Genomic DNA, 17,456 nt, shown 5'->3' with positions numbered 1-17,456 from the left:
GCCGGTGGCGGTGGGCGCGGCCGAGGTCGTCTCTTTCGGATCTTGCCGGTTAAGCCCGCGTCGTCCGGTGCCGTGCATCGCAAGGCGGAGAGGCTCCCGATTACTGGACGTCCTCGGGTGCCTCGACAACGCGGCGAGGTGCGGTGCCGGGCGGCGCGGGTCAGGCGAGATCCGGAAGAGACGGCCTAGATGCGGATCAAGGTGGCGCACCAGCGGCCGGTGGAGATGCCGCACAGGGCGACCAGGTCTCCGGGGTTCAGCTCACCGCGCTCCCGTTGCAGGCCCAGCGAGATCAGCTGGTCGGCGCCGCCCATGTGACCGTGGTCGGGTGCGAGGGCCGCGTTGGTCCGGTCCACCGGGATGCCGAGCGGCGTGGCCACGGCGGCGATGCTGGCGGGGACGTCGTTGAGGTAGATGACGTGGTCGATGTCGCCGCGGCTCACCCCGGCGCGGCGGGCCGCGCCCTCGATGACCTCGACGAGCCGGGTGTAGCGCTCGCCGATGAACTTCCGCAGCTTCGCCGGGTCGCCGGCGAACTGCTCGCGCACCTGGTCGTAGGCGGAGGGGGCGTCGGCGCTGGTCCAGCCGGCCGGCGGGAGCGGGGTGAGCGCGCCGCCGAAGTCCAGGCGCAGCAGGTCGCTGTACTCGGGGTCGGTGAACTGCTCGCTGGCCAGCCAGCGGTTGGCGTCGTGGCCGCGGGTGACGACGACGGCGACGGCCGCGTCGCTGAGCACGGTGTTGATGACGTTCATCCGGTTGCGGTGGAACTCGCTGACCCGGTTGACGACCACGAACAGGGCGTGCCGGGCCTCGGGCTGCATGGCGAACGTCGAGGCCACGTAGAAGAGGCCGTTGACGCCCGAGCCGCAGCCCTCGTTGAGCAGCAGGGTCTGGGTGCGCTCGATCTTCAGCTCGCGGGCCAGCGCCGAGGCGCTGTCCCAGTACGCGTACTCGGGCATGTCGGTGGTGGCGACCACCACCAGGTCGAGGGCGTCGGCGGTGATCCCGGCCCGGTCCAGGGCCTGCTGGGCGGCCTCCCGCGAGAGGTCGGTGGCGGTGACGTCGGCAGCGGCGCGGTGGAAGGTCCGGTAGCCCCACTTGACGACGCGCTCGGGGTCGGGCACGTAGTCGGCGGCGACGGCGGCGACGTCCTGGTCCTCGCCGAAGGCGTAGCCGAAGCCGGCGATACCGATGTCCACGGCCGGTGCGATGGTGGCGTTGTCCGTGGTCATCAGGCGGCTTCCCGGGCGGTGGCCTCCGCCTCCGACAGGCGCCAGGCGAGGTCGTCCGCGGCCTCCGCCAGCGTCCGCTCGAACAGGATCATCAGGTCGTACTCGTCGCCGAAGCGCTCCCGGGCGTACTCCCCCAGCTGGAGCGCGAGCGCGGAGTGCCCGCCCAGCTCCAGGAAGGTGTCCTCCAGGGCGATCTCGGGATCCTCCAGGAGGTCGGCCACCCACTCCAGGGTCGCCCTGCGGATCTCCTCGGCGCGCGTGGTGGTGTCGTTGCTCATCGGGTACGGCTCCTCTCCTCTTCCCAGATCCGGGCCACTTCGGCCCGGTTGACTTTGCCGTTGACGGTGCGCGGCAGGTACGGCAGCGGCAGCGCCCGGTAGCTGGAGGGGTGCATGTACGAGGGCAGCAGCTCCCGTACGTGGCCGCGCAGCGCCCGCGTGCCGGGGTCGGCGGCGCCCTCGGCGACCACGTACGCCGCGACCAGCCGCTGGTCGCCGGGCTTGAACTCGTGCACCCAGACCACCGCGTCGGCGATGTCCTGGTGGGCCTGGACCGCGACCTCGATGTCGCTGAGCTCGATGCGGTGGCCGCGCAGCTTGACCTGGAGGTCGGCGCGCCCGACGTAGCCGTAGCCGCCGTCCGCGCGCGGGGTGACCAGGTCGCCGGTGCGGTAGAAGCGGACGCCGTCGACGGTGGGGAACCGCTCGGCGGTCAGCTCGGGCCGGCCCAGGTAGCCGTCGGCGACCTGGGGGCCGCTCAGCCACAGCTCGCCCTCCTCGCCGGTGGCGGCGTCGCGGCCGTCGGCGGTGACCACGCGGGCGCCGCCGGAGAGCAGCACGCCGATCGAGAGGGTGTCGGTGTCGAGGTCCTCCTCGGTCACCGCGTGGTAGGTGCTGAGCACGGCGGCCTCGGTGACCCCGTACATGTTGACCAGCACGGTGCTGGAGAGCCCGAACTGCTTGGCCCAGGGGCGGACCGTCTCCGGGGTGAGCTTCTCGCCGCCGAAGATCACGTAGCGCAGGGCGGGCAGGGCCTGCTGGTCGCGGAGCATGATGCCGGTCATCGCGCTGAACGCGGTCGGGGTCTGGCTCAGGACGGTGATCGCCTCGTCGGCGATGACGTGCATGCACGCCTCGGGCGAGCGCGAGATGCCCGGCGGCAGCACCACCAGGCGGGCGCCGGTGGCCAGCGGGCCCCAGATCTCCCACACCGAGAAGTCGAAGGCGATGGAGTGGAAGAGCAGCCAGCTGTCGTGCTCGTCGAAGGCGAACGGCCCCTCGGCGCTGGCCAGCAGGACCGCCGCGGCACCGTGCGGGACGAGGACGCCCTTGGGCCGGCCAGTGGTGCCGGAGGTGTAGATGATGTACGCGGTGTCGGCCGGGTCGGGTGCGGACCGGGTCGGCCGGGGCGCCGGCGGGGCGTTCAGCAGGCTGGTGATCCGCCCCTCGGAGACCACCGGGACCGCGCCGGTCTCGCAGGTGTCGGGGTCGCCCAGGAAGGCGGTGACCTGGCTGTCGGAGACGATGAACTGGTTGCGCGAGGGCGGGTTGCGCACCTCCAGCGGCACGTACGCGGCGCCCGCCTTCATGATGCCGATCATCGAGGCGACGGCGGCGGCGCCCGGCGGCATCCGCAGCGCCACCCGGTCGCCCCGGCCGACGCCGAGGTCCGCCAGCAGCGCCGCGACGGCGTCGGTCCAGGTGTCCAGACGGCGGTAGGAGTACGAGGCTCCGTCCGCCGACAGCGCGGTGCGGTCCGGGAACCTCTCGGCCGAGTCGGCGAAGACCTCGGTCAGCGCGCGGTAGTCGGTGGCGCGCTGGTTGCGCGGCGGACCGATGGTGGGCAGGGTCATGGCTCCCCCTTGCGGGCGTACGGGTGGCGTACGGATGGGACGTGAGGTGGCCGGCCGGGAGCTACCAGTCGGCGATGTGGGACGCGCGGATGTCCTGTTCGGCCCGGTCCGGGTTGGGGGCGGGCCGGGCGAAGGAGCGGTTGTAGTAGACGAGCGGGGTGCGGTCGCTCGTATGGGCCTCCTCGACGCAGCCGATCAGGATGCTGTGGTCGCCGGCGTCGACGATGGAGTGCAGGGAGCAGGCCACGCGTACGGAGGTGTGGTGCAGTCCGGGCAGGCCCAGCTCGCACACCTCCATGTCGCCCGCGGCGAACCGGTCGATGCCGGAGGTCGCGAACCGGCGGGCCACCGTGTGCTGTTCCTCGGCCAGCACGTTGATCAGGAAGTGCCGGGCGGTGGTGAACGCGGCGTGGGTGCTGGCGCCCTTGTCCAGGCAGACCGAGACCAGCGGCGGGTCGAGGGAGACCGAGCTGAACGAACTGGCGGTGAACCCCCAGGGCTTGCCGTCCGCGTCGAGGGTGGTGACCACCGTCACCGGGCCGGGGACCAGCGCCATCGTGCGGGTGAGCAGGGAGCGCTCCATGATGGGACGTCACTCTCCGTTCAGGGCTGGAGGCGGGCGGTGCGCCAGCGGGCGCCGTGCCGCGTGTAGCGGAGCCGGCGGTGCAGCCGGTCGGAGGCGGCGGACCAGAACTCGATCTCGTCGGGCCGCAGCAGGTAGCCGGTGAACCGCTCGGGGCGGGGCAGCGCCCGGCCGGTGTCCAGCAGCCGGTACGCCTCGGTGCGCAGGCCCTCCAGGTCCCCGGGCCCGTCGAGCGGGTCGCTCTGGCGGGAGACGGTGGTCATGGAGTGCAGGGGCACCGGGCGGGCCGACCACAGGGCGTCGCTCTCGCCGGGCGAGAGCGCGGTGACCGGGCCGTTCAGGGCGATCTGCTGGCCGAGCTCGCGCCAGTACAGCAGGGCCGACGCCCAGCCGGTCTCGGCCAGCTCGCGGCCCTTGCGGCTGGTGGAGTGGGTGGTGAAGACCAGGCCCTGGTCGCTCTCGCGGGTGAGGGTGACGATCCGGCTGGAGGCGCGGCCGTCGGCGCCCGCGGTGGCCAGGGCCACCGAGCGGGGCTCGCGCACCCCGCGCCGTACGGCCTCGGCCAGCCACGCGCGGACCAGGGGCATCGGTTCGGCGGGCGGGCTGTCGTACGCGGGGAAGTCGAGGTCCGCGTCCCCGGAGAGGGACTCGAACCGGCTGGTGTCGATCCGGGTGCTCATGAGCGGCTGCACTCCTAGACGTAGATGGTTCCGCGGGCGACGACGGTCCCGTAGCCACCGACCCGCACGCCGTCGACGTGGTCCGCGGTGCCGTGGGCGGTGGCGCACATGTGCGACGGCCGGCCCATCTCCACGCCCTGGGTGATCTTGATGCGCTGTCCGTACGGCGCCAGGCCGTGCCGGGCCAGGTGGATGGCCAGGGGGCCGGCGGCCGAGCCGGTCGCCGCGTCCTCCACCACCCCGTAGGCAGGGGAGAACATCCGGGTGCGCCATTCCTCGCCCTTTCCGGCGAAGCAGTTCGCCGCCATGTCGGGGAACTTCGACAGCGCCCGGTGGTCGGGCTCCAGGGCGGAGAGCGCCTCGACGCTCTCCAGCCCGACGAAGACGTGCCGGGGTCCGTTGCGGTAGATCTCCACCGGGGCGGTGGACTCCGCCAGGCCCAGGGCCTCCAGGAGGGCGTCGGCGTGCTCGTAGGGCTCCCAGGTGGGATGCGGCTGGCGCATCTGCACGATCACCGCGCCGTCGGCGTTGTCCATGCCGACGTCGAAGGGGATCACGCCCATCCCGGTCTCCAGCCGCAGCCGTTCCTCCTTGCGGGCGACGCCCAGCGCCTTGCGGCTCAGGCCCAGTGCCACGGCGGTGCCCAGCAGCGGGTGCCCGGCGAAGGGCAGCTCGTTGACCGGCGTGAAGATCCGGATCCGGGCGTCGGCCGCGTCCGCCTCGGCGGGCAGGACGAAGGTGACCTCGGAGAGGTTCATCTCCCGTGCGATGGCCTGCATCCGGTCGGAGGTCAGGTCCTCGCTGCCGAAGAAGACGGCCACGGGGTTGCCTTCGAGCGCCTTGCGCGCGAAGGCGTCCACGACCATGTAGTCATGCATTGGAGGGAACTCCCTGGCTGAGTGCGAAGGCTGGGCCGAGGCCGGCGAGGGTGGTGAGCGGGTGCTCGCCCTCCACCGCGGCCTCGACGTCGAATCTCGAGCGGTGCGCCGGCGGGGTGCCGATCAGCTCCGCGGCCCGGTTGGGCGGCAGGACACCGTCGGCCGGGCGCTCGCTCCACAGCATCACCGCGCCCCACCGGTTGGCCGCCTCGTCGGCCAGCCACAGCTTCAGCACCAGCCCCGGTACCTCGGTCCAGGCGCCGATGCCCTCCTCGTGCAGGTGCGCGCGCATCGAGGCGATGCTCTGCCCGGTGCCCTCCAGGTCCCACCAGGCGACGTCGACCCTCATCCGACCCGCACCCCCAGCACGCCCAGCAGCGCCTCGCCGAGGATCCGCGGGCCGTCGACGGTGAGCACCGACTCGGCGTGGAACTGCATCGACGCGAAGTGCGGGCCGCGCAGCGCGTGCACCTCGCAGGTCCGCGGGTCCCGGCTGACCTCGATCATCCCGAGCTCGCCGCCGTCGACCTTGTCGTCCAGGCTCTGGGCGGCGTACGTGTTGTAGAAGCCGACCCGCTCATAGCCGCCGAAGAAGTCGATCTCGCGCTGCACGCCCTGGTTGGGCACCGGCCGGCGCACCAGGTCCAGGCCGAGCCGGGTGCTGAGGACCTGGTGGCTCAGGCACACGGCCAGGAACGGCCGCCGCTCGGCCAGCAGCCGGGCGGCCGCCCGGTGCAGGTGGACGATCCGCGGGTCGCCCGCGTCGCGCGGGTCACCGGGTCCGGGGCCGAGCACCACCACGTCGTACGCGTCGAGGGCGTACGGCTCGTCGAAGCGGCGTACGGTCACCTCCAGCCCGAGCGCGGCCAGTTGCTGGCCGATCATCGCGGTGAAGGTGTCCTCGGCGTCGACGACCAGGGCGCTCAGCCCGGTCAGCCCCGGCACCCGGGCGTCGGGGCGGGCCCCGTCCCCGCTCAGCCAGAACGAGGCGATGCCCGTGTTGCGGGAGGCGAGCGCCGCGCGGACGGCGGGGTGCTGGGCGAAGCGCACGGGCGCGTCCGGCTCCAGCACGCCGAGCAGGCCGGCCGCCTTGGCGCGGGTCTCGGCGACCTCGGAGGCCGGGTCGGAGTGGCGCACCAGCGTGGCGCCGACGCCGATCCGCATGTCCCCGGCCGCGTCGATGTCGGCGGTGCGGATGAGGATGGCGGAGTCCAGGGAGCGGCTGCCGTCGGACTCGCGGCCGATGAGGGCGGCGACGCCGCCGTAGTAGCCGCGGCCGCCGGGCTCGTGGCGGGCGATGACGCGGGCGGCGCTCTCCAGGGGGCTGCCGGTGACGGTCGGCGCGAACATCGTCTCGTACAGGATCTCGCGCACGTCGCGGCGCGTGGTGCCCTCGATGAAGTACTCGGTGTGGGCGAGGCGGGCCATCTCCTTGAGGTAGGGGCCGGTGACCCGGCCACCCGACTCGCAGATGCGGGCCATCATCTTCAGTTCCTCGTCGACGACCATGTACAGCTCGTCGGCCTCCTTGCGGTCGGCGAGGAAGCGGGTGACCCCGTCGAGGGTGGGGCCCTGCGCGGGGTAGCGGTAGGTGCCGCTGATGGGGTTCATCACCGCGGTGCCGCCGTGCAGGGAGACGTGCCGCTCGGGGGTGGCGCCGACGAACGTACGGCCGCCGGTGTGGATCACGAAGGTCCAGTACGCGCCCTGCTCGCGCTCCAGCAGCCGCCGGAACAGCGCCAGGGCGGTGCGCGGCCCGTAGTAGTCGATGCGGGCCAGGTAGGACCGCTTGATGACGAAGTTGGAGCCGGCGCCGGAGCCGATCTCGTCGCGGACGATCCGGCGGACGGTGTCGGCGTACTCCTCGTCGCCGACGTCGAAGCGCCCGCCGGTCAGGGTCACGGGGACGTCGGCGATCCGGCCCGGCAGGTCGGCGAGCGCGAGGGTGTCCTGCGCGTCGACGGCGAGCGCCAGCAGCGGCGCCCCGTCGTCGGGTGCGCTGAAGCCGCGCTCGGAGAGCTGCCGGTAGGGGACGACGACCAGCACCTGCTCGGTGTCCAGCGGTACGGCGGCCAGCGAGGCGGGGCTGGTCACGCTGCCGGTGAGGACGGTGACGGTGCCCGGATCCCGCTCGGGCCGGTGCAGCAGGGCGAAGGAGTCCAGCTCCCCGGCCTGGATCCGGTCGAGGAGGTCTCGGTGCCGGGTCATGCGAAGACCTCCTGGGCGGTGACGACGCTGCCGCAGCGCTGGGCGGCGTACGTGAGCGCGAGCGTGTGGTGGACCTCGGAGAAGTCGCCGACGGCATCGGCCACGAGGAAGGGCTGGATGTCGTGGCTGTAGGCGTCCATGGCGGTGGCCAGCACCCCGACGTGGGCGTACACCCCGCACAGGACGAGCTGGTCGCGGCCGGCGGCGCGCAGGAACTCCAGCAGGTCGGTGCGGAAGAAGGCGCTGTAGCGCCACTTGGTCAGGACCAGGTCGCCGGCCTCGGGCGCGAGCTCGGGCACCACCTCGCGGTCCTCGGGGGCGGTGCGCATGCCCGGTCCCCAGAAGTCCGCCAGCAGGCCCCGGTCGGCCTCGGACATCCGGCCGGGCTGCGCGGTGTAGGCGACGGGCACGCCGAGGGCGGCGGCCCGCTTGCGCAGCTGGGCGGCGTTGTGGACCAGGTCGGAGCGGAGCGGGTCGGGCAGGGCGGCCAGGAAGTAGCGCTGCATGTCGTGGACGAGCAGCACCGCGCGGTCCGGGTCCGCCGTCCAGTCGGCGACGTTCTCCGGCAGGGTCAGCCGGGTCGGCAGGGGGTAGGACTCCACGGTCGGCAGGCCGGCCATCGGGTATCTCCTTAGGTGGGGATTCCTTCGCGCCGGACCTGGGGGACCTCGATCCCGAGGGCGCGGAACTGGTTCGTGGGGTTCATGAACTCGCGCTGCTGCTTGATCCGCCCGCCCTCGAACAGGAACGAGTGGATGAAGTGGTTGCGGTAGTGGCCCACCGGATAGCCCGGGTAGACGATCTTTCCTTCGCCGCGGCACTCCACCCAGAAGCGGTCGGGGTCCTGGGTGTCGTAGATCTCGATGTCGGTCCAGGTCCAGTCGGGGAAGCAGCGCAGGGACCACACCGCGTGCTCGCCGAGGCGGTCGCGGCCGGTGATGGTGATGGGCTCGCCGGTCTCGGTGGTCCACAGACCGCCGACACCGTCCTCGGTGAAGAGCAGGTGCCGCTTCAGGCGGTCCTCGCCCCGGGTGTTCATGTACTGCTCCACGATGGCGCGGTTGGCCTCGCGCACCGTCTGCTCGTCGCTCATGTCCAGCTCCTGTGCTCGGGTCGGCTCGGGGGGCGGTGTCGGGAGGGGCTCAGACCAGCAGGCTGACCTCGCGCGGGTCCTTGCCGACCAGCGCGCGGCCGTAGAGCTGGGCCGGGATGCCCATCCCGAAGCCGGCGTGCCGGCTGCCGACGTTGACGTCGCGCCAGATCCGCTGGAGGGGGCTCGCCTCGTTGAAGGCGGAGGAGCCGTACGCGGTCATCAGCAGGTCCACGGCCTCCCGGCACAGCTGGGCGACCTGGGTGGAGTTCTGCCGGGCCGCGGCGCGGGTGAGGACGTCGGGGAACTCGCCCGCGTAGGCGTACCGGTCGGCGGTGTCGGCGATCCGCGCGGCCAGCAGCTTCGCCGTCTCGATCCTGGTGGCGGCCTCGGCGAGGTCGAGCTGGAGGGTCGGGGACTCGGCCTGGTTGGGGAACTTCGAGCCGGCGGCGGGCCGGTTCGGCGCCGCCGCGCGGACGAGGTCGAAGGCGGCGGTGGCGCCGCCGATCAGCGAGCCCAGCAGACCGATGGAGAACAGCCCCACCAGGCTGTTGCGGTAGCGGTTGCCCGCGTCGACCAGGCCGTCGGTCTGCCCGGCCAGCAGCGGCGCGTACGGCAGCAGCCGCCGCTTCGGCACGAACACCCCGGTGGCGACGACCGTGTTGCTGCCGGTCCCGCGCATCCCGGCGAAGTGCCAGGTGTCCTTGACCTCGACCTCGTCGGCCCGCATCAGCGCGAAGTGGACGACCGGCTCACCGCCCTCGGTGGGGACGGCGATCAGCACCCCCACCCAGTCGGCGTGCAGCGAGCCGGAGACGTAGCCCCACTCGCCGGTGACGAGCACACCGTCCTCGGCGTGCTCGACGCCGCGGGCCGGCATGCCGAGCACCAGGGCGGTGCGGGCGTCGGCGTTCAGGCTCCACACCTCGTCCTGGACCTCGCGGGGGAAGAGGGAGGCCACGAAGTTGCCGGCGTTGAGCACCCCGGTGATCCAGGCGGCGGAGGAACAGCCGCGGCCCACCTCGCTCGCGACCTCCAGCAGGGTGCGGATGTCGGCCTCGTGGCCGCCCAGCCGCTTCGGCGTCATCAGCCGGAACAGGCCCGCTTCGGTGAGCGCGGCCACGCCCCGGGCGGTCAGCCGGCGCTCGCGGTCGGTCTCGGGCGCGTCCTCCCACAGGGCCGGGCGCAGTCCGGCGGCACGCTCCACGAGCTCGGCGGTCAGCCCGGTCAGCTCTGTCTGCACGGTCGTGATCCCTTCAAGAAGGCGGGTGGGGAGGTCAGTTGCCCTGGGCGGCGCGGGCGAGGGTGTCCCACTGCTTCCAGCCGGCCAGCCGCTCCTCGTAGGAGGCGGTGATGGTGTCCAGGACGGTGGCGCCGAGCAGCAGGCGCAGCGGCGGGTTCGGGGAGTCGACGAGCTCCAGCACCGGTCCGGCGGTGGCGGCCGGGTCGCCGGGGGCGGAGCCGGCCGACGGGGCCTCGGCGACGTCCACGTAGGCCTCGCCCGGCTCGGCCCACACGGCGGAGGCGCCGCGCCAGTCGGTCTTGTACGGCCCCGGCTCGACGAGGGTGACGTGGATGCCGAACCGGCCGACCTCCTGGGCGAGGGCGTCGGTCAGGCCCTCGATGGCCCACTTGGAGGCGTGGTAGAGGCCGAGCATCGGCCAGGAGGCCAGGCCCGCGATGGACGACATCTGCAGGATGTGACCGCCGCCCTGGGCGCGCAGCAGGGGCAGCGCGGCCTGGGTGACCCACAGGGTGCCGAAGAGGTTGGTGTCGATCTGGTCCCGGGCCTGGGCCTCGGTGATGTCCTCGACGGCGCCGAAGAGGCCGTACCCGGCGTTGTTGACGACCACGTCGAGCCGGCCGAAGTGCGCGTGGGCGGCGGCGACGGTGGCGAAGGCCGCCTCGCGGTCGCGGACGTCGAGCGGGAGCGGCAGCACCGCGTCGCCGTACGCCTCGACGAGGCCGTCGAGGCTGCCGAGCGAGCGGGCGGTGGCGGCGACCCGGTCGCCGCGCCGCAGGGCGGCCTCGGCCCAGACCCTGCCGAAGCCCCGGGACGTGCCGGTGATGAACCAGACCTTGCCAGCCACAGTCGAACTCCTTCTGCCCGGTGTCCCGTTGGGGTTTCCGGGCTTTATTCATCCCGATGAATGCCGGGGTGTCCACGTGCCTGAATTCGGACACCTGTCGGGCATCCGCGGGGCTGCCGGTGTCCGACTGCGGAATTTCCGCACCCGGACACGGCGGCCATTCCTGGACGGGTGGGCGGCGGGCAATACTGCGGCCGATACCGCGCTCCATCCACCGCCACCGCAAGGAGATTCGCGTGAGCGACTCGGACAAGCCCTTCGACTACGCCGCGGCCGACTTCAACTCCGTCTACACGGGCGGGGAGCTGCTGGAGGGCGCCGCCATCAAGGTCGTGCCGTGGGACATCGGCGAGGCACAGCCGGACGTCGTCGAGCTGGAGCAGAAGGGGCGGTTCTCCGGCGCCGTCCTCGACATCGGCTGCGGCCCGGGCGACAACGCCGTCTTCCTGGCCGGCCGCGGCCACCGGGTGACCGCGATCGACGCGGCCTCGGCCGCCGTCGACCAGGCCCGTGAGCGGGCCGCCGCGGCCGGGCTGGAGATCGAGTTCGCGGTCGCCGACGCCACCGACCTGGCCGGCTACGAGGGCCGCTTCGACTCGGTCCTGGACAGCGCCCTCTTCCACACCCTGCCCGGGCCCGCCCGCCCGCGGTACGCCGCCGCCCTGCACCGGGTCACCCGGCCCGGCGCGCAGCTGAGCGTGCTGTGCTTCGCCGACGTACCCGGCGGGATGCCGGCGCCGCTGTCGGTGCCGGGCGAGGAACTGCGGGCCACGCTGACCGGGGCGGGCTGGGAGATCACGCTGATGGAGCTGTCGGAGTACGCCGGTGTCGCCGTCGGCATGGAGAAGTTCTTCGAGCGGACGGGGCAGCGGCCGCGCCTCGACGACAAGGGCCGCACCCGGCTGCCGGTGTGGAAGGTCTTCGCCGAGCGGGATGCCGCGTGAGCGGGGCCTCCCTTGGTCCCGGTGGCGGCTTCCACCCGGCGCGGCGCGCGTTCCCCGTGCTGCGCGCCCGCCGGGTGGGGGCCACGGCCGCCTTCTACGAGCGGCTGGGCTTCGCGGCCGGGCACCGGCACCCGGCCAAGGGCGAGCCGGACTTCGTCACGCTGCGCCGGCACGACACGGAGCTCGCGGTGAGCCGGGACGACCGGGCGGTGGCCTCGGCGGCCGGCGGGATCGACCTGTTCGTGTTCGTGGAGGCCGTGGACGCGACGGTGGAGTCCCTCCGGCGCGCCGGAACGCCGGTGGTCCAGGAACCGGAGGACACCCCGTGGGGCGAACGCGTGGCCTACGTCCAGGACCCGGCGGGCAACCGCGTGGGCCTGGGCCAGGTCCCTTAGCGGGGGGCCGGACCGTACCGCCGGCGCGGACCGTGCCGTATCGACGGTGCGGACCGTGCGTGGCTGGTCGCGCAGTTCCCCGCGCCCCTACCGGTGGGGCAGCCACCCTGGTCACGCAAAGGTGCCCCGGAGCCAACAGCTCCGGGGCACCTGTCGTGCAGCGCACCGAGGTCAGGGGCGCGGGGAACTGCGCGAACGGCCCACGACGGGCCGCACCCGACAACCCGGCCCAGGCCCCCGCCAGGGGCGCGGGGAACTGCGCGATCAGCCACGTGCGGCCCGCACCCGAAGACCGGGCCCAGGCCCCCGCCAGGGAGCCGGCCGTTACGGCGAAACGCTCAGCCCCGGGCGGAACACGTTCCCCGGGTCGTACACACCCCGAAGCTTCGCCAGCCGCCCCCGCGTCCCCGCGTCGAACAGCTCCTCCGCATACGCGTCGGCCGCCCGCTCGCCGTAGACGAAGTTCAGCGAGCGGCCCAGCGTCCAGGGGGCCACCGCCTCGTCCAGCGCCGCGTGCGCCGCCCGGATCGCGTCCGCCGGCGCGTCGTCCGAGCCCGACAGCACCCGCAGGATGTACGCCGCCTCCCGCCACGGCACGGCGTTCGCCACCTCCGGCTCCCGCGCCAGCGCCCCGCCCAGGTGCCGCAGGTCCACGATGCACGGGACGGCCGCACCGGGCCCGGCCAGGGTGCGTACGGCGTCCAGCACCTCCGGCGGCAGTCCGCTCAGCAGCACCGCGTTGCCGTCGTAGGCGTGCGCGAACGTCGGCTCGGCGTAGATGGAGCCGACCTCGGGGTAGGCCAGTTCGCCCAGGTGCTCGTGGATGATCTCGGCGCCGAACTCCCGCCAGGGCCGCACCAGCTCGGGGCCGGCCGCGAGGTCGGTGGTGGCGAAGCGCACGTGCACGACGTGGCGGCCGCGCAGCGGCTCCGGGAAGACCGGGATGGGCGGGTACTCGATCATGCCGACGGAGGCGGTGACCGACTCGGGGGCGGTCGCCGTCCAGGCCGCGAAGTGGGCCAGGACCTGCTCGGCCTGGCCGGCGTCGAAGTACATGCCGCCGCCGTAGACGGTGGCGACCGGCAGCAGGGAGATCTCCAGCGCGGTGACGACGCCGAAGTGGTCGCGCCCGCCGCGCAGCGCCCAGAACAGGTCGGGGTCGCTGTCGGCGGTGACGTGCCGCAGCCGGCCGTCCGCGGTCACCACGTCGATGGCCCGCACCAGGTCGGCCGCGTAGCCGAACTCGCGGGCCAGCAGGCCGAGTCCGCCGGCCAGGGTGTAGCCGACGACGCCGACGTGCCCGGCGGAGCCGGACAGCGGGGCCAGCCCGTGCGGGGCGGTCCGCTCGACGACCTGCTCCCAGCGCACGCCCGCCTCGATGCGGGCGGTACGGGCCGCGGGGTCGACGGTGATGGCGTCCAGCCGCCGGGTGCTGACGACGAGGCCGCCCCGGTCGAGGACGGTGACGCCGTGCCCGGTGGACTGCGCGGTGACGGCCAGCCCCCGTTCGGCGGCCCAGGCCACCGCGCGGCGGACGTCCTCGGCGGTGGCGGCGCCGACGACGACGGCCGGCCGGTGGTGGTATCCGGTCTGGAATCCGGTGAGTTCCTCCTCGTACCCTTCCTCGCCGGGGGTGCGGACGATACCGGTCACCGCATTCCGGAGGGTCGTGACATCAAAGGGTGTGCTGTCGCCAGACATCAGCGGTATTTCCTTTCGGGGTAATGTCAACGTGCTTCAGCCGACCTTTTCCAGATCGGGATTCGGGGAATCCTGGGGAGTCGTCGCCGCATTCCCGGCGTCGTCCGTCCGCCGTGCCCGGGACGGCATGAGAAGGCATGCGGCCGCGCCGATGAGAAGGACGGCGACGGGCAGCAGCAGGGTGGTTCCGGCGGCCCGCCCGAGGTCGTCGGGGGACGCGGCGAGCTGCGCCTGCATGAGGACGCCGACGGCGGCCGCGCCGATGACGCAGCCGACCTGGCGGATGGAGTTGTACATGCCCGCGCCGGCCCCGATGACCTCGACGGGCAGCGTGCCGGTGGCGACGTTGGCCATGGGCGCGAAGGCCGAGCCGGTGCCGATGCCGGCCACGAAGAGGGCGCCCGCGGTGAGCCACACGCCCGCGTCCGCGTACATGGCGAGGACGAGCAGGCCGAGGCCGGCCGCGAAGACCAGGAAGCCGCCGAGGACCACCCACTTGCCGGGGACCCGGTCGGAGAGGCTGCCGGCGAGCGGCCCGGCGAGGCCGCTGGAGACGGCGATGGGCACCATCAGCAGGCCCGCCGCCTGCGGGGAGAGGTCCATGACGTCCTGCATGAACAGGGTCAGCGGCAGGTAGAGGCCGGTGACGGCGAAGCCGATCGCGGCGGCGGCGAACGAGGCGGTGCTGAAGTGGCGGCGCCCGAAGAGGGACAGCGGCATCAGCGGCTCGCGCGGGTTGATCCGCTGCCACAGCACGAACGCGATCAGGAGCAGCACGCCGAGGAGGATGACGGTGGTGACGTCCAGCGGGCCGACGACGGTGCCCCAGTCGTAGTGCTGGCCGTTCTGCAGGCCGAAGACCAGGGCGAACAGCCCGAGTCCGGACAGTACGGTGCCCACCAGGTCGAGACGGCGCGGGGCGCTCGGCGCGCCGCCGGGCAGCAGCCGGGCGGCCATGGCCAGGCCCAGCAGGCCGATGGGCACGTTGATCAGGAAGATCCACTCCCAGCCGGCGGAACCGGTCAGGAAGCCGCCGAGCAGCGGCCCGGCGGTGGTGGCCAGGCCCGCGACGGCGCCCCACACGCCGAGGGCGGCGCCGCGGCGCTGCGGCGGGAAGAGGACGGTGACGAAGGCCATGGTCTGCGGGGCCATCAGGGCCGCGCCGATGCCCTGGACCGCGCGGGCGGCCATCAGCATGCCGGCGCTGCCGGAGAGCCCGCACCACAGGGAGGCGGCGGTGAAGACCGCCATGCCGGTGAGGAAGACGGGCTTGCGGCCGAAGCGGTCGCCGAGCCGCCCGGCGAGCAGCAGGGGGACGGCGTAGGTGAGCAGGTAGACGCTGTGCACCCAGGTGATCTGGTTGAGGTCGGCGTTCAGGCCGGTGATCATTCCGGGGATCGCGACGGTCACGATGGTGGTGTCCATCATGATCAGGAAGAACCCGACGCAGAGGGCGGACAGCGCGGCCCAGGGGTTGACCGGCGGGGTCCCGGGCGGGGCGGACCCGGCGGCGGCGGGCGGGACGGACTGCGAGGCGATGTTGGTCATCTCATCATCTCTTCGGGAGGGGTGCGGTGGTACGGGGTCTGCCGGTCAGGGGGTCTCCTGCCGGCCGCGCTGCTCCAGCTCGGTGGCGATCTCGTCCCAGTGGGCGGCGCAGGCGCGGGCCATCGCGGCGATCTTGGGGGCCTGGTGGGCGGGGGCGCGCAGCAGCAACCCGCTCTCGCCCTCGCGTACGATCCGGGCCTCCAGCCAGCGGATCAGCGCGCGGCCCTCGTCGCTGTACTTGAGCGTGGGGTCGCGCTTGAGGGAGTCCAGGACGGTCGGCAGGTCCACGGGGGCGGGGCACTCGCGCGCCCGGGACTCCCGTACGGCGCGGACGGCGCCGGTTGCAGCACCGCCCGCCGCGCCACCCGTACCGGTGCCCGGGCCCCCGCCGGGCAGCGGGCCCTCGCCGCGGCCGAGGCGGTCGCGGACGTCACGGGCGGTCTCCACCGATATCCCGGCGGACCGGGCGATCTCGCGCAGCGAGGCGTCGGGGCGGACGGCGAGGTAGTCCACGGCGCGCAGCCGCCCCTCGGTGGCGCTCAGGGGGCGGGCCCGGCCGTCGCAGCCGACCCGCACGGCGGCCGGCGCGCCCGCCTCCTGGGCGCCGCGGCGCAGGACGCCGACCGTCTTGCCCGACAGCCCGACCTTGGCGGCGACCGCCCGGTCCGACCACTCGGGCCAGGCGCGCAGGATGCGGCGGGCGCACTCGCGGCGGTCGGCGAGGGTCAGGGGCAGCCCGTGGCCGTTGTTGGCCTCGACGGCGAGCAGGAACGCCTCGGGCTCCGTGCCGTCGAACCAGCGGACGGGGATGGTCTCGCGCCCGCCCAGCCGGGCGGCGTGCAGCCGGTGCATGCCGTCGATCACGCGCATCGTGGAGCGGTGCACGACGATCGGCGGCAGGGCCGTCTCCAGGCCCGCCAGCAGCAGGACGTGGTCGTGGTCGACGCCGGCCAGGCGCGGGGACTCGGCGTCCAGCAGCAGGTCCACCGGCACGTGGGCGGTGGCGGGAGCCGCCGCCGTCAGGACAGACATCACAACTCCTCGTACGTCAGCCGCTGAGGGCCGGGTGGTGGGCGGGCCGGGCGGCACCCTGGCCCAGCAGCCGGTGGGCGGCCGCGGCCGCCACGAACGTCATGTGGCGGTGCCAGCCGGGGAAGGAGCGGCCCTCGAAGTCCCGCAGTCCGCAGTCCTCCAGGACGTCCATGGGCAGTTCGGCGGCGCCCATGCGGGCCAGTGCGGCGGAGGCCCCGTCGGTGCCGGCGAGCCAGTACCGGGTGGGGCGGGCGTCGTCCTGGCCCCACTGGGTGAGCAGCGCGAGGGGGCGGGCGACGCCGGGGATCCGCACGACGGCGGGCGCGCGGCGCGGCAGCCGGCCGGGGTACGGGGAGCCGACCCCGGCCGACGGCCGGGCGGGGTGGGCCGGGTAGGCGGGGTGAGCGGCGTACGCCGGGTGGGCGGCGGCCGGGCCCAGGGCCTGGACCAGGTGCGCGACGGGCGTCGTGCGGACCGTACGGTCGCCGGGCGGCCCGCACAGCACGGGCAGGGTGGCGGGCACCGACACGGCGAAGCCGAGGCCGCGTTCGGCGAGGCCCGCGATGAGCCGGGCCGTCTCCTGCGGGGCGTCGAGCCGGCCGTCGGCGACGACCGGGACCCCGGCGGTGGCGGGGTGGGCGGCAGCGGCGTCGACCAGGTCGAGGCCGAGCCGGCTGGGTAACCCGGTGCGGGCGCCGGCCGGTATCCGGGCGCGCCGGCGCAGGCCGGCGTCCTCGCTCCAGCGGCCGGGCAGCGACAGCCGCCAGTCGACGGGCACGCAGCCGCGGTCGGTGACGAGGAACATCCCGAGCGCCAGCTGGCAGCTGAGCGTGCGGCCGCCGGCCGGGTCGAAGCGGCGGTGCACCCCGGCGGAGCACTCCCCGCGCTTGGGGATGACCACCGGCACCATGCGCAGGGCGTGCACCCGGGCGCGTTCGCCGCACCAGGCGGCGAGTTCACGGCGGACCGGATCCCACTGCCAGGTACTGGAGTTGACGATCTGGTGCAGCGACTGCGAGGCGGTCTCGAAGGTCCCGGCGGACCGGGCCATGTTGCGGACGGACTTCTTGCCCGGGGTGGTCACCAGTCCGTCCAGGTACGCGCGGGCCCAGCGGCGCTGATCGGTCCGCGGCAGGCAGCGGAACAGGCGCCGTGCCAGTACGTCGGCGGTCGGCACGGTCTCCGGCACAAGCATGGCGCTCCCTCCGGCGAGCGGTGGTGGT

General features: G+C 73.9%; 18 protein-coding genes. 2 read left to right on the top strand and 16 right to left on the bottom strand.

The features are described 5' to 3' along the window. Positions 1-185: 185 nt before the first annotated feature. The 12 genes from ACZ6KO_RS15255 to ACZ6KO_RS15200 form a co-directional block, all read right to left on the bottom strand. Entirely contained in the window at positions 186-1,232 is a 1,047-nt protein-coding gene (locus tag ACZ6KO_RS15255) for a 3-oxoacyl-ACP synthase III family protein (protein WP_469304444.1), read from the bottom strand. Further along, entirely contained in the window at positions 1,232-1,510 is a 279-nt protein-coding gene (locus ACZ6KO_RS15250; protein ID WP_469304443.1) for a phosphopantetheine-binding protein, read from the bottom strand. The genes ACZ6KO_RS15255 and ACZ6KO_RS15250 overlap by 1 nt, the downstream gene beginning before the upstream one ends. After that, a complete protein-coding gene (locus ACZ6KO_RS15245; RefSeq protein ID WP_469304442.1) occupies positions 1,507-3,084 on the bottom strand; it encodes an amino acid adenylation domain-containing protein in 1,578 nt (525 codons plus the stop codon). The genes ACZ6KO_RS15250 and ACZ6KO_RS15245 overlap by 4 nt, the downstream gene beginning before the upstream one ends. A 61-nt stretch (positions 3,085-3,145) precedes the next feature. After that, on the bottom strand, positions 3,146-3,667 hold the full coding sequence (locus tag ACZ6KO_RS15240) for a flavin reductase family protein (protein WP_401454910.1): 522 nt from the start codon (positions 3,665-3,667) through the stop codon (positions 3,146-3,148). 20 nt (positions 3,668-3,687) lie between these two features. Next, positions 3,688-4,347 (bottom strand): phenazine biosynthesis FMN-dependent oxidase PhzG, encoded by a 660-nt coding sequence (gene phzG, locus ACZ6KO_RS15235; RefSeq protein WP_469304441.1) that lies wholly within the window; start codon positions 4,345-4,347, stop codon positions 3,688-3,690. Positions 4,348-4,361: 14 nt separating this feature from the next. Then, complete coding sequence (locus tag ACZ6KO_RS15230; RefSeq protein ID WP_469304440.1) at positions 4,362-5,225, bottom strand: PhzF family phenazine biosynthesis protein; 864 nt, start codon at positions 5,223-5,225, stop codon at positions 4,362-4,364. Beyond that, on the bottom strand, positions 5,218-5,574 hold the full coding sequence (locus ACZ6KO_RS15225; RefSeq protein ID WP_469304439.1) for a hypothetical protein: 357 nt from the start codon (positions 5,572-5,574) through the stop codon (positions 5,218-5,220). The genes ACZ6KO_RS15230 and ACZ6KO_RS15225 overlap by 8 nt, the downstream gene beginning before the upstream one ends. After that, complete coding sequence (locus ACZ6KO_RS15220; RefSeq protein WP_469304438.1) at positions 5,571-7,433, bottom strand: anthranilate synthase family protein; 1,863 nt, start codon at positions 7,431-7,433, stop codon at positions 5,571-5,573. The genes ACZ6KO_RS15225 and ACZ6KO_RS15220 overlap by 4 nt, the downstream gene beginning before the upstream one ends. Next, on the bottom strand, positions 7,430-8,053 hold the full coding sequence (locus ACZ6KO_RS15215) for an isochorismatase family protein (protein WP_469304437.1): 624 nt from the start codon (positions 8,051-8,053) through the stop codon (positions 7,430-7,432). The genes ACZ6KO_RS15220 and ACZ6KO_RS15215 overlap by 4 nt, the downstream gene beginning before the upstream one ends. Positions 8,054-8,064: 11 nt before the next feature. Then, positions 8,065-8,526, bottom strand: coding sequence for a PhzA/PhzB family protein (locus ACZ6KO_RS15210; RefSeq protein ID WP_469304436.1), 462 nt, complete (start codon positions 8,524-8,526; stop codon positions 8,065-8,067). A gap of 49 nt (positions 8,527-8,575) precedes the next feature. Next, entirely contained in the window at positions 8,576-9,766 is a 1,191-nt protein-coding gene (locus ACZ6KO_RS15205; protein WP_469304435.1) for an acyl-CoA dehydrogenase family protein, read from the bottom strand. 34 nt (positions 9,767-9,800) lie between these two features. After that, positions 9,801-10,613, bottom strand: coding sequence for an SDR family NAD(P)-dependent oxidoreductase (locus ACZ6KO_RS15200; protein WP_469304434.1), 813 nt, complete (start codon positions 10,611-10,613; stop codon positions 9,801-9,803). Between the two features lie 236 nt (positions 10,614-10,849). Between ACZ6KO_RS15200 and ACZ6KO_RS15195 the strand changes: the two genes are divergently transcribed. Together ACZ6KO_RS15195 and ACZ6KO_RS15190 are read left to right on the top strand one after the other, a co-directional pair. After that, a complete protein-coding gene (locus ACZ6KO_RS15195; RefSeq protein WP_469304433.1) occupies positions 10,850-11,557 on the top strand; it encodes a class I SAM-dependent methyltransferase in 708 nt (235 codons plus the stop codon). Next, positions 11,554-11,952 carry a VOC family protein gene (locus ACZ6KO_RS15190; protein WP_469304432.1) on the top strand — a complete coding sequence of 133 codons (399 nt, stop codon included), beginning with the start codon at positions 11,554-11,556 and terminating at the stop codon, positions 11,950-11,952. The genes ACZ6KO_RS15195 and ACZ6KO_RS15190 overlap by 4 nt, the downstream gene beginning before the upstream one ends. A 324-nt stretch (positions 11,953-12,276) precedes the next feature. Here ACZ6KO_RS15190 and ACZ6KO_RS15185 read toward each other — a convergent pair whose 3' ends face one another. The 4 genes from ACZ6KO_RS15185 to ACZ6KO_RS15170 form a co-directional block, all read right to left on the bottom strand. Beyond that, a complete protein-coding gene (locus ACZ6KO_RS15185; protein WP_469304431.1) occupies positions 12,277-13,605 on the bottom strand; it encodes an FAD-binding oxidoreductase in 1,329 nt (442 codons plus the stop codon). Positions 13,606-13,689: 84 nt separating this feature from the next. Further along, positions 13,690-15,201: a DHA2 family efflux MFS transporter permease subunit gene (locus ACZ6KO_RS15180; RefSeq protein ID WP_469304430.1), complete on the bottom strand. Its 1,512-nt coding sequence runs from the start codon at positions 15,199-15,201 to the stop codon at positions 13,690-13,692. Between the two features lie 45 nt (positions 15,202-15,246). Continuing rightward, positions 15,247-16,233 (bottom strand): ParB/RepB/Spo0J family partition protein, encoded by a 987-nt coding sequence (locus tag ACZ6KO_RS15175; protein ID WP_469304429.1) that lies wholly within the window; start codon positions 16,231-16,233, stop codon positions 15,247-15,249. 16 nt (positions 16,234-16,249) lie between these two features. Further along, positions 16,250-17,428 (bottom strand): IS701 family transposase, encoded by a 1,179-nt coding sequence (locus ACZ6KO_RS15170; RefSeq protein WP_469304428.1) that lies wholly within the window; start codon positions 17,426-17,428, stop codon positions 16,250-16,252. Positions 17,429-17,456: the final 28 nt, after the last annotated feature.

It is taken from the genome of Streptomyces sp. NPDC042102, from assembly GCF_055582305.1.
This window is presented reverse-complemented; position numbering and strand designations above follow the sequence as displayed.

Excerpts from the sequence above, each read along its gene's own strand:
- ACZ6KO_RS15255 (WP_469304444.1), bottom strand. The coding sequence starts at position 1,232 with ATGACCACGGACAACGCCACCATCGCACCGGCCGTGGACATCGGTATC.
- ACZ6KO_RS15250 (WP_469304443.1), bottom strand. The coding sequence starts at position 1,510 with ATGAGCAACGACACCACCACGCGCGCCGAGGAGATCCGCAGGGCGACC.
- ACZ6KO_RS15245 (WP_469304442.1), bottom strand. The coding sequence starts at position 3,084 with ATGACCCTGCCCACCATCGGTCCGCCGCGCAACCAGCGCGCCACCGAC.
- ACZ6KO_RS15240 (WP_401454910.1), bottom strand. The coding sequence starts at position 3,667 with ATGGAGCGCTCCCTGCTCACCCGCACGATGGCGCTGGTCCCCGGCCCG.
- phzG (WP_469304441.1), bottom strand. The coding sequence starts at position 4,347 with ATGAGCACCCGGATCGACACCAGCCGGTTCGAGTCCCTCTCCGGGGAC.
- ACZ6KO_RS15230 (WP_469304440.1), bottom strand. The coding sequence starts at position 5,225 with ATGCATGACTACATGGTCGTGGACGCCTTCGCGCGCAAGGCGCTCGAA.
- ACZ6KO_RS15225 (WP_469304439.1), bottom strand. The coding sequence starts at position 5,574 with ATGAGGGTCGACGTCGCCTGGTGGGACCTGGAGGGCACCGGGCAGAGC.
- ACZ6KO_RS15220 (WP_469304438.1), bottom strand. The coding sequence starts at position 7,433 with ATGACCCGGCACCGAGACCTCCTCGACCGGATCCAGGCCGGGGAGCTG.
- ACZ6KO_RS15215 (WP_469304437.1), bottom strand. The coding sequence starts at position 8,053 with ATGGCCGGCCTGCCGACCGTGGAGTCCTACCCCCTGCCGACCCGGCTG.
- ACZ6KO_RS15210 (WP_469304436.1), bottom strand. The coding sequence starts at position 8,526 with ATGAGCGACGAGCAGACGGTGCGCGAGGCCAACCGCGCCATCGTGGAG.
- ACZ6KO_RS15180 (WP_469304430.1), bottom strand. The coding sequence starts at position 15,201 with ATGACCAACATCGCCTCGCAGTCCGTCCCGCCCGCCGCCGCCGGGTCC.
- ACZ6KO_RS15175 (WP_469304429.1), bottom strand. The coding sequence starts at position 16,233 with ATGTCTGTCCTGACGGCGGCGGCTCCCGCCACCGCCCACGTGCCGGTG.
- ACZ6KO_RS15170 (WP_469304428.1), bottom strand. The coding sequence starts at position 17,428 with ATGCTTGTGCCGGAGACCGTGCCGACCGCCGACGTACTGGCACGGCGC.